At 74.7% G+C, this 9,564-nt stretch carries 6 protein-coding genes and 1 pseudogene; 4 read left to right on the top strand and 3 right to left on the bottom strand.

Features of this window, described 5'->3' with window-relative positions; genetic code table 11:
* Positions 1 to 555, top strand: a pseudogene (locus GT045_RS14635) (hypothetical protein); the annotation flags it as partial.
* Between the two features lie 15 nt (positions 556 to 570).
* Here the strand turns inward: GT045_RS14635 and GT045_RS14630 are convergent.
* A complete protein-coding gene (locus GT045_RS14630; protein WP_161334433.1) occupies positions 571 to 2,544 on the bottom strand; it encodes an Ig-like domain repeat protein in 1,974 nt (657 codons plus the stop codon).
* 116 nt (positions 2,545 to 2,660) lie between these two features.
* Entirely contained in the window at positions 2,661 to 3,902 is a 1,242-nt protein-coding gene (locus GT045_RS14625) for an amidohydrolase (protein WP_161334432.1), read from the bottom strand.
* Between the two features lie 470 nt (positions 3,903 to 4,372).
* Here GT045_RS14625 and GT045_RS14620 point away from each other — a divergent pair, with 470 nt between their 5' ends.
* Entirely contained in the window at positions 4,373 to 5,716 is a 1,344-nt protein-coding gene (locus GT045_RS14620; RefSeq protein ID WP_161292097.1) for a helix-turn-helix domain-containing protein, read from the top strand.
* A gap of 51 nt (positions 5,717 to 5,767) precedes the next feature.
* On the opposite strand, the gene GT045_RS14615 is transcribed toward GT045_RS14620, so the two are convergent.
* Positions 5,768 to 6,559, bottom strand: a complete 792-nt coding sequence (locus GT045_RS14615) for a hypothetical protein (protein WP_161292095.1) — start codon at positions 6,557 to 6,559, stop codon at positions 5,768 to 5,770.
* Positions 6,560 to 6,763: 204 nt separating this feature from the next.
* On the opposite strand from GT045_RS14615, the gene GT045_RS14610 reads away from it, so the two are divergent.
* Positions 6,764 to 7,729 (top strand): nucleoside hydrolase, encoded by a 966-nt coding sequence (locus tag GT045_RS14610; protein WP_161292093.1) that lies wholly within the window; start codon positions 6,764 to 6,766, stop codon positions 7,727 to 7,729.
* An 89-nt stretch (positions 7,730 to 7,818) separates the two neighbouring features.
* Complete coding sequence (locus GT045_RS14605) at positions 7,819 to 9,492, top strand: glycoside hydrolase family 13 protein (RefSeq protein ID WP_161334431.1); 1,674 nt, start codon at positions 7,819 to 7,821, stop codon at positions 9,490 to 9,492.
* Positions 9,493 to 9,564 lie beyond the last annotated feature (72 nt).

The following is a 9,564-nucleotide window of genomic DNA, read 5'->3' as shown; positions in this document are numbered from 1 at the left end:
CCGACCGGGTTCGCCCCGGGCGCGGCGCCCGGGTTCGTGCGGGGTGCGGCGCCCCTCGCGGCGGGTACGGCGTACGGGTCCGCGCCGGTCGCGGCCGTGCCCGGTGCCCGGGCCGGCGGGAGCGCGCCCGCGGATCCGCACGCCGCCATCAGCGCCGCCGTGAGCGGCGGCCGGCACGGGGAGGCCGACGGCCTCGCCGCCCGGTACGAGCACGACGCCGTACGGGCGCACGGAGCCGGCTCCGAGCAGGCGCTGCACTGGAGCGAGGTGCGGGCCGACCTGGCGATGTTCGCCGGGGACCCGGTGCGCAGCTGCCGGGCCTGGCTGGCGGTGGCCGAGGCGCGGCTGGGGGCGGGGCAGGCGGTGGACGCACCCGCCGTGGAGGCGGCCGTGGACCGCGCCCACCACCAGTGGTCCCGCATCAAGGACACGGCGCGGGCCCGTGAACTCGGGCCCGCGCTCGCGCAGTTGCGGCTGAGGGTGCCCGGGCGCCGGCGCGGCGCGCTGGAGAGCGTCCAGCGGCAGCTCGGCCGGCTCCAGGCCGCCTCCCCGTGACCCCGTACGCGGTTGCTACTTGGTGAAGGTGAAGTACTTCCAGGCGCCGTGCGTCGTGGAGTTCACGCTGTCACCGGAGGCGCCGTCGATGTACGACGAGCGGACCCTGAAGCGCCAGCCGACGTCCTCGCCGTGGTTGCCGGTGATGTTGACCTTGGAGACACCGCCCGTGCTCAGCTTGAAGTACGCGGGATCGCCCGGGTACCAGCGGCCCTGGTAGTACACCTCGAACTCGAACTTCTGCGCCCGGTTCCAGTAGTACGGCATCTTCGTCGTGACCAGCGGGTTCCTGGTCTTGTGGAAGAAGTAGTACGTGTGGCCCCAGGTGGACCGCGCCTTGTAGTGGCCGGAGATCGACGTGGACACGCTGACCTGGGTGCCGACCGTGGCGGTGGCCGTGGCGGACGTGTAGCGGGAGTCGCCCGCGAACTTCGCGGTGACCTTGGTGTCCCGCCTCAGGTCCAGCGTGACCGACAGGTCGCCGTGGGAGTTGACCTTCCCGGTCCTGACCCGCTTGTTCGGCTTGTCCCCGCCGAACGGGTCGGCCCAGATCTCCACCGTACGGTTCTTGTACGTCGCGCCGAGGTGCGCGGTGAACCTGACGTCCTTGCCGTACGAGTACACCTTGCGGTTGTTGTCGATCGTCAGCCTGGGCCTGGCGCGGGAGACCGCGACGGAGTCCGTGCCGGACCCGGCCGTGTGCTCGGCGTCGCCGGCGAAGGCCACGGTGTACCGCACCTTGCCGCCGGCCGGCGGGGTGTCGGTGAAGGAGAACGTGCCGTCGGCCCGGACGGCCGCCGCGGGCAGGGTCCGGCCCCGGGGGGACTCCAGGTCGGTGCGGGTGACGGTCAGCCTGGTGCCGGCGCGGAGGGGCGCCTTGGTGGTGACCTTGCCCTTGACGGTGAGCTTCTTGGCCCGGGCGGCGGTGGCGGGGGCGTCCACCGTGACGGTGGTGAGCGCCTTCGTGGGTGCGGTGAGGACGCGCAGCGAGTACGTGCCCGCGCTGTTGCTGGTCACCGCGAACAGCCGGGAGCCGTCCGGGGCCCAGGCCAGCCCGGAGTCGGCCAGCAGGTCGGAACCGCTGCTGGTCCCGGTGTTGGGGAAGTCGTAGGTGCGGACGGCCTCGCCGCTGCCGGGCCGGAAGATGTAGACGTCCGGGTCGTAGGAGCCGTCGATGCCGGCCGCCACCGTGCCGTCGGGCGCGATGGCGACGGAGTTGGGATAGGCGTCCGTGACGTACTTGCCGTCCTCATTGAGGTCGGAGGTCCGGAACACCTGCTGGTAGTACGGCGCGCCGCTGGCCACCACGACGTCCTTGCCGTCGGGCGTGACCTGGAGGTCGCCGAGGTTGTCGCCCGCCTCCCTGGTGCTCGCCAGCTTCGTGGCGGTGCCCGACGAGACGTCGTACGAGGCCAGCTCGACGGGGCTCTGCCCGGGCGCGCCGGCGACGAGGGTCGTGGAACCGGGCGCGGCGTCCAGCAGCGGAGCCGCGTACCAGCTGTTGTCCTGGCCGAGCGTGACGTCGTGCGTCTCGCTCGTCAGGTCGACGGAGCCGATGTCGCCCGCGGCGGCGCCGCCGTAGCCGAACCAGAGCCTGCCGCCCGCGAGGGCGACGCTCAGCGGCTTGTCGCCGACGGTGTAGCGGCCCGTCTCGGTGTCGCTGGCGGTGTCGATGACGGCGATGGCGTCGAGGTCCTGCACGGCCGCGTAGAGCGTGCCGGAGTCGGCGGACAGCTCCAGGCCGTGCACGCCGGACAGGTTGGTGGTGAGCTGCTTGAGGACCTTGCCGGTGTAGTCGGTGACGACGATCTTGCCGTTCAGCGGGTCGCTGATGAAGACCTGCTGGTGGACGGCGTCCACCACGATGTCGCCGGTCTGCCGGACGGGCAGGACCCTGCTGGAGTCGGCGGCCGCCGGTGTGGCGCCGAGCGCCATGGAACCGCAGAGGACCGCCAGGGCGGTGGCAGCGGTGAGAGAGCGTTTGCGCACGCTGATTCGAACCCCCCGGAACGAATGAAGGACATCGGAGCCACCCGGGCACGGCGATGTGTGAGCCCCCGGTGCATGAGCCGTGTGCCTCGTGTGGCGAGTGCGCAAAGACTAGGTCATGCCACCGACAACAGTGCCAGCGCCCCGGAGACAAGGGTGCGGACACCGGGGGCGACCGTGGACAGATCCGGCGCGAAGTGCGGGCTGTGGTTGCTCGGCACCGCCGAGAACTTCTCGGGGAGCGTGTCGCCGGGCGCCTGCTCCCACACCTCGCCGGGGGTGGTGGTGACGAACCAGTAGGCGTACGGGATCGAGCCGAGCGCCAGTTCGGGGAAGTCCTCGCTGCCCATCGCCGGACCCGGGTCGAAGACCGTGTCCGGGCCGAACACCTCGCCGTGCACGGCGGCCACGACGGCGTCGGTGCCGGCGTCGTTGACGGTCAGGGGGAAGGTGGCGCCGACGGTCACGTCCGGCTCGCGCGGGCAGCCGGCGGCCAGGCACTCGCCCTGCGCGATACGCCGGATCGAGGCCAGCATCCGCTGCCGGACCGCCTCGGTCCGGCTGCGCAGGTTCAGCGCGATGCGCGCCTCCGCGGGGATGATGTTGTGCCGGGTGCCGGCCTCGATCCGTCCCACCGTCAGCACGGCGGCCTCGCCCGCCGCGATCTCCCTGGACACCACCGTCTGCAGCCGGGTGACGAGATGGGCGGCCGTCACCACCGGGTACACGGTCGACTCCGGCCGCGAACCGTGCCCGCCGCGGCCGTGCACCACGATGTCCACGTCCGTCGAGGCGGACATGATCAGACCGGGCGCGTGCGGGTACAGGCCCGCCGGGCCCGGAGCGGCGTGCTGGCCGAGCAGCACGTCCGGCCGCCCGAACCGCTCGTACAGCCCGTCGGCGACCATCCGCGCCGCGCCCTGCCCGGTCTCCTCGGCGGGCTGCCCCACCACCAGCAGGGTCCCGTTCCAGGTCTCCCTCCCGGCCGCCAGCGCCGCCGCGGCCCCGGCCAGCCAGGTGACGTGCAGGTCGTGTCCGCAGGCGTGCATGACGCCGTCGGCCGTGGAGGCGTACGGCAGGCCGGTCTCCTCGGTGACGGGCAGCGCGTCCATGTCCGCCCGCACCAGCACGACCGGCCCGTCGCCGTTGCGCAGCACTCCGGCGACCCCGGTGCCGCCGACGCCCTCGGCGACCTCGTACCCGGCGTCCCGCAGCCGTCCGGCGAGCTTCGCGGCCGTGCGGTGCTCGCGCAGGGACAGCTCGGGGTGGCGGTGCAGGTCCCGGTAGAAGTCCTCCAGTTCCGGCACGGGGAGAGCGGCGGTCAGTTCCACGGCGACGCGGGCGGCGGGGGAGGTCACGCGGTCAGGGTAGGCCCTGCCACCGGCCCACCGGCAGCCACCGGTCCGTCCGCCGCGTCACTGGTCCACGGGCAGCCACCGGTCCGTCCGCCGCGTCACCGGCCCACGGGCAGCCACCGGTCCGCCGGCGATCACCGCTCCGTCCGCCGTCACTGTTCCGCCGGCTGGGTGGCCGCCGGTGCCGGTGGCGCCTCCGCCGCCCGGGCCGGGCCGGCGTTGGCGGCGAGGAGCAGGGCGGTGGTGGCGACGACGGCCGCGACGACACCCCGGGTGGCCGAGGCCCGGCCGGCCGGGCGTACACGGGTGTGGGGGAGGGCGGTGGGGGGTGCGTAAGGTGCGGATGTACGTCCTGGCACGGCGACCTCGCAACACGACAACGGCGTATTAAGCGTGCTTAATCCGCCATTTAACCTAGGGGTTACCGGATACCAACGGCAAGGGGCGCCGGGCGAGTCGGGGGGAGCGGCACCATGCGGGAGCGGGACGACCCGGAGGTCATCGGGCGGCGTGTACAGCGGCTGCGCACCCAGCGCGGGCTCACCCAGCGGCAGTTGGCGGAGCCCGCCTACACACCCGCCTACATCTCCACCGTGGAGGCGGGGCGCGTCCGGGCCTCGGACGAGGCGCTGCGGCACATCGCGGACCGGCTCGGGGTCGCGTTCGAGGAGCTGTCCGTCGGCCGCCCCGCCCGCCTGGCCACCGACGTGCGGCTCCGGCTCACCGAGGCCCAGCGACTGCTGGCCGACGGCCGGGCCGAGGAGGCCGCCGCCCAGTACGCCGTGCTGCGCGCCGAGGCGGAGGCCCACGGGCTCGCGGACGAACAGGCCGCCGCCCTGCTCGGCCTCGGGGAGTGCGCCCTGGAGACCGGGCGGCTGACCGAGGCGCGCGAGCACTTCGAACGGGCCGAGGAGCGGATGGCGGGCACGGCCCTGCCGGTACGCGTCCCGGCCGTACGCGGCCGGGCGGTCGCCCATTACCTGGCCGGTGAACTCCGGTACGCCGTCTACCTCCTGGAGTCCACCCTCGACGAACTGAACCGCGGCGGGCTGCACGACCCCGACGCGCTCCTGCTGCTCTACGCCAGCGTCATCGGCCCCTACATGGACATGGGCGCCCACGCCCGTGCCGCCCAGGCCGCCGAGTTCGCCCTCGCGCTCGCCCCGCAGGCCGGCGATCCCGCCCTGATCGCCCGGATGCACCGCTCGGTGGCCCGCACCCTGCTCGCCGAGGGCCGGGTGGCCGAGGCCGACGCCTCCCTGGCCAAGGCGGCCGAGCTGTACCGCCAGCTGCGGCTGCGCACCGAGCTGGCCAACTGCCACTGGATGCGCGGATACGTCTGTGCGCAGAACGGCGAACTGGAGCGGGCCGAGGCGGAGTTGCGGCAGGCCCACACCATGCTGTCGCGGACCCGCGCCGCCCTGTACCGCAGCCAGGCCACCGTCGAGCTCGCCGACGTCCTGCACCGCCGCGGGAAGTCGGAGGAGGCCGCCGGGCTGCTGGAGGGCGTCCTCGGGGACTTCTCCTCCGAGCGCGGCGCCGTCCACGCCGCCGCCGCGCACCGCCTCCTCGGCATCATCGCCGAGGACACCCGGGACACCGAGGCCGCCGAGGAGCACTACGTCCGCGCCCTCAGCCTCCTGGAACGCGCGGGCGCGGCCGGTGACCTCGCCGACCTGTGCCGTCTGCTGGGCGACCTGCTGCGCCGCACGGGCCGGGTCGAGGCCGCCCTGGACGCCTACCGCACCGGACTGGGCCACCGCACCGCCCCCGGCACCACCACCCTGGGACCGGCCCCGGCCCAGCCGCCCCTGTGAGCGGGGCCGGACCCGGCCCAGCCACCCCTGTGAGCCGGGCCGGACCCGGCCTCACACCTGTGCCCGGCCCTGCCCGCGGACGTCCGCGAGCCGGAGGGCGCCGATCTGGACGGCGGCCTGCGTCGCGTCGTTCGGCACGTCCCCGAGGCCGCCGTTGGTGAGGGCGAAGGCGTCCTCGCCCACCCGGACGGCGGCCACGTCCAGGGTGAGCAGGAACTCCTGCCCGTCGGTCGCCGTACTGGCGACGGTGACCCGCAGACCCTGGCGCACGTCCCCGACCTCCGGCAGCGGGGCGTCCGTGACCTGGACGTCCTCCACCAGCCCGAGATCCGTGGTGGCCGTGAACCGCGCGCACTGCACCGGCATCGTGCGCAGCCAGGCCAGCGCGGAGTCGACGTCGGCCGGGCGGCGGGCGCCGAGCTGGTAGCGGAGCTGGGCGTCGGTGTCGGCGTCGTCCAGGCCGATCGCGACGCGGGCCGGGGCGCCGAGGAGTTCGTCGCTGTAGAGGGCGTCGAGCAGGCGCTGGCACTCCCCGGCCGTGGTGTGCGTCTTCAGCAGTCCGTCCCGCCAGGTGGCCGCGCCGCGCGTGGCGGTCCAGGGGGCGCCCAGGTCGGTCTGGGTGATCAGGGCGGCCTGCGCCTGCTCGTCGGTGAGCGTGGAGCCGTCGGCCCGTGCGGACGTCCGGGACGAGGGCGCCGGCCGGTCGACGGTGGGCAGGGGGTGCGGGGCGCTCTCCGGGTGGCGCAGGCCGAGGGCCGCGCAGCCGCCGCCGACGAGGAGGCCGGTGGCGAGGAGGGGGAGGAGGACGGCACGGGGTATCTGGGGGCGTGTCACGGGGGACATCGATGCCTCCTGGGCTGCGTGCGGCCGGTGGGATGCCTGATCTCACGGCACCACCGGCCCGAGCCGCCCACCAGCGCTCCGGTCCGTACGGGTGAGGGGCGAGGGGCGAGGGGCGAGGGGCGGGGCCGGGCGGGACGGGCCACCCCGGCGCCGGTCACGGCCGTCCGGCCTGATCTAAGGTCGGCACGACGGAAGGAGTCCGCCGTGACCGGTCAGCCCATCCCCGTGATCATCGACTGCGACACCGGGGTCGACGACGCCCTGGCCCTGCTGTTCGCCGTGCGCCACCCGGGACTCGACCTGCGGGCCGTGACCTGCGTGGCCGGGAACACCGACGTCGACGGCGTGGTCCGCAACACCCTCACCGTGCTGGAGCGGGCCGGCGCCCCCGGCATCCCGGTGGGACGGGGCGCCGAGCGCCCGCTGCTGGAGCCGGCCCGCTCGGCCCGGCACGTGCACGGCGCCGACGGCATGGGCGACCTGGGCCTGCCCGCGCCCACCCGGGCCCCGGCCGACGTGGACGCCGTCACCCTGCTGCGCCGGGAGATCCTCGCCTCCCCGCGCCCGGTGACCCTGATCCCGACCGCCCCGCTGACGAACATCGCCCTGCTGCTGCGCACCCACCCGGAGGTGACCTCGCACATCGAGCGGATCGTGTTCATGGGCGGGGCCGTGAGCACCGGGAACGCCACCGCGGTCGCGGAGTTCAACGTGTGGCACGACCCGGAGGCGGCGGCGATCCTGCTCACGGCCGGGGTGCCGATCACGATGTACGGCCTGGACGTCTTCATGCGGGTCGTCGTCCCCGCCGACCAGGTGCACCGGCTGCGCACCAGCGACGAGCCCGGCACCCGGCTGGCCGGCGACCTGCTGGCGCACCGGCCGACCACCCAGGGCGAGGAGCCGGAGGCGGAGGAGGCGGGCGGCCTCGGCGACGCCGGCGCGGTGTGCGCGGTCGCCGACCCGCAGGGCATCACCACCCGGCTGCTGCCGGTCGAGGTCTGCCTGGCCCCCGGCCCGGCCCGCGGCCAGACCGTCGTGGACCGCCGGCCCCGGCCGGGCGAGTCCGAGATCCACGAGGGCGGCCGCGAACGGGCGCTGGTGGACGTGGCGTTGGACGTGGACGTGGACCGTTACGTCAAGCTGTACCTGGACACGGTCGCACGCTAGTCCTTGTTCCTTTTCCGGGCAATGTGGACAGATTCTGTACTGTCGACCGAACGGCACAGCGACCGTCGTACCGCCCGAACGGAGCCCGTATGGCAGACCCCTCGCCGGACCTCCCGCCCGACCTCTCCTCCAGGAACCCCGACTGGTGGCGGCAGGCCGTCGTCTACCAGGTCTATCCGCGCAGTTTCGCCGATGCCGACGGGGACGGCCTCGGTGACCTGCGGGGTGCCACCGAGCGGCTGGACCACCTCGCCACCCTCGGTGTGGACGCCGTGTGGCTGAGCCCCTTCTACCCCTCCGAACTCGCCGACGGCGGCTACGACGTCATCGACCCGCGCGGGGTCGACGAGCGCCTGGGCACCCTGGACGACTTCGGCGCCCTGGTCGCCGAGGCGCACCGGCTCGGCCTCAAGGTCGTCGTGGACGTCGTCCCCAACCACACCTCGCACCTGCACCCCTGGTTCCAGGAGGCGCTGCGCACCGGCCCCGGTTCCGCCGCCCGGGACCGGTACGTCTTCCGGCCGGGCCGGGGCGCCCACGGCGAACTCCCGCCGACGGACTGGCAGTCGGTGTTCGGCGGCAGCGCCTGGCGGCGGGTGCCGGACGGCGAGTGGTACCTCCACCTGTTCGCCCCCGAACAGCCCGACCTGAACTGGGGGAACGAGGAGGTCCGGGCCGACTTCCGCACCACCTTGCGCTTCTGGTCCGACCGGGGGGTCGACGGCTTCCGCGTCGATGTCGCGCACGGCCTGGCCAAGGACCTCGCCGAGCCGCTGCGGGACGTCGGCGCCGTCGGCGCGACCGGCGAGGACGCCCTGCCGCTGGTGCGGCCGGGCAGCCACCCGTACTGGGACCGCGACGAGGTCCACGAGATCTACCGAGACTGGCGCACGATCTTCGACGCCTACAGCCCGCCGCGCACGGCCGTCGCCGAGGCGTGGGTCCCGGGCGCCCGCCGTGCCCTGTACGCCCGGCCCGACGAACTCGGCCAGGCGTTCAACTTCGAGTACCTGGAGGCGGGCTGGGACGCGGAGGAGCTGCGTGAGGTCATCACCGGCTCGCTGGCCACGGCCCGCTCCGCCGGGGCCTCCGCGACCTGGGTGCTGTCCAACCACGACGTCGTCCGGCACGCCTCCCGGCTGATGCTGCCGCCCGGCACCGACCCGGCCGCCTGGCTGCTGTCCGGCGGCGCGGCGCCCGCGATCGACCCCGTGGCCGGACTGCGCCGGGCCCGGGCGGCGACCCTGCTGATGCTGGCGCTGCCCGGTTCGGCGTACCTCTACCAGGGTGAGGAACTGGGCCTGCCCGAGGTCGCCGACCTGCCCACGGAGGTGCTCCAGGACCCGATCTGGCAGCAGACCGGCCACGTCCGCAAGGGCCGCGACGGCTGCCGGGTGCCGCTGCCGTGGACGACGACCGGACCGTCGTACGGCTTCGGGCCCGGCGCCGGCTGGCTGCCGCAGCCGCCGGCCTTCGCGGCCCTCGCGGTGCAGGCGCAGGCCGGCACGGAGGGCTCCACGCTGGAGCTGTACCGCACGGCCCTGCGGCTGCGCCGCAAACTCCTGGAGGGCGAGACGCTGACCTGGACGCCGGGCGCGCCCGCCGGCGTGCTGGACTTCGCCCGCACCGGCGCCTGGCGCAGTGTCACCAACCTGGGCACCGAGCCGGTGGCGCTGCCGCCCGGCGAGATCCTGCTGAGCAGCGCGCCCCTGCCGGACGGGGGGAGGGAGCTGCCGCCCGACACCACGGTCTGGCTGGGCTGACCGCGGTCCGGCCGGGCGACCGCGGTCCGGCCGGGCGACCGCGGTCCGGCTGGCCGCCCGCGGTCCGGCCGG

This window comes from Streptomyces sp. SID486, assembly GCF_009865385.1.
In the GTDB taxonomy this organism is placed as follows: Bacteria; Actinomycetota; Actinomycetes; order Streptomycetales; family Streptomycetaceae; genus Streptomyces.
This window is presented reverse-complemented; position numbering and strand designations above follow the sequence as displayed.

Coding starts and splice junctions, on each gene's coding strand:
- GT045_RS14620 (WP_161292097.1), top strand. CDS start 4,373: ATGCGGGAGCGGGACGACCCGGAGGTCATCGGGCGGCGTGTACAGCGG.
- GT045_RS14615 (WP_161292095.1), bottom strand. CDS start 6,559: ATGTCCCCCGTGACACGCCCCCAGATACCCCGTGCCGTCCTCCTCCCC.
- GT045_RS14605 (WP_161334431.1), top strand. CDS start 7,819: ATGGCAGACCCCTCGCCGGACCTCCCGCCCGACCTCTCCTCCAGGAAC.